Below are 1,016 nucleotides of genomic sequence, written 5' to 3' on the forward strand. Positions count from 1 at the left end.
ACTGGCAATATGATGCAGCACACAAGCCAATATATATTTTTGATCTCCTAAATCATACAAACAAGCTCGTAACTTATAATCTGCTGACAAATCAAAAGGTAATTTTATAAACTTAGAAATAATTTTTCCCAAATTAGAATTATCAATTAATAATTCCTGTCCTAAAACCCAATTTTCAGCTGAAATTAATTCTTGATATCCCACTCCATTTTCAGAACGAATATTGGTGCGTAACACTTCATGTCTATCAATCATTTTATTAAAAGAAGTCTGTAAAGAGGCAAAACATACTTCTCCACTTAATTTCAAAATAACAGGCATATGGTACTCTACACTTCCTTGTAATTGGTCCAAAAACCACAAACGCTCCTGTCCAAATGACAATGGAATTTCTATAATAGAATTTCGATCATAACTGGTAACCTTTGGTAAAATATTTATTTGTTTTTTAACTTGACGTTTCTCAATATATTTAATTATTAGTTCCTTATTTTCTTTTATTTTTTGCAATAAATTAGAATCTATAGGATTAACGGACTTTATTGTCAAAGAATCCTCATCAATACCAATTTTAACTTTTTTATTATGAGCTTCTTTTAGAATATTTAAAATTTCTACGTTCATGGTTAAAAATTATATTTTAATAGTTTTATTATAGTTTAATACTTTCATTATACTCTTCTTCATCTTCATCAAAATCCAATTCAAAAAAATCAACAAGTGATGCTTGTTGTTCAATTGTAGTATATTCAAAGACTTCCCTGATAGATATTTCTATGGATAATCCCTTTCGGATCATCGATACCAATCGGGTAGCCAGTAGACTATGACCTCCCAACTCAAAAAAGTTATCATGAACTCCAACCTTCTCTACTCCCAACAAATTCTCCCAAATTTGAACCAATTGGTGTTCTGTCTCTGTCCGTGGAGCCACATATTCTTTTGTAGACAAATCTGAACTATCAGGATCCGGTAAAGCTTTCCTATCCACCTTTCCATTTGACGTCAACGGCAGC

The 1,016-nt window shown here is 31.1% G+C and carries 2 protein-coding genes; both read right to left on the bottom strand.

Annotation, left to right across the window (positions count from 1 at the left end; translation table 11 throughout):
- A partial coding sequence (locus tag FLA105534_RS22890) for a condensation domain-containing protein (protein ID WP_217427727.1) occupies nucleotides 1-624 on the bottom strand: 624 nt, incomplete at its 3' end.
- Between the two features lie 28 nt (nucleotides 625-652).
- Nucleotides 653-1,016: phosphopantetheine-binding protein (locus FLA105534_RS22895; protein WP_173968392.1), on the bottom strand; the 364-nt coding region annotated here is incomplete at its 5' end.

It is taken from the genome of Flavobacterium collinsii (genome assembly GCF_902804485.1).
Taxonomy (GTDB): Bacteria; Bacteroidota; Bacteroidia; order Flavobacteriales; family Flavobacteriaceae; genus Flavobacterium; species Flavobacterium collinsii.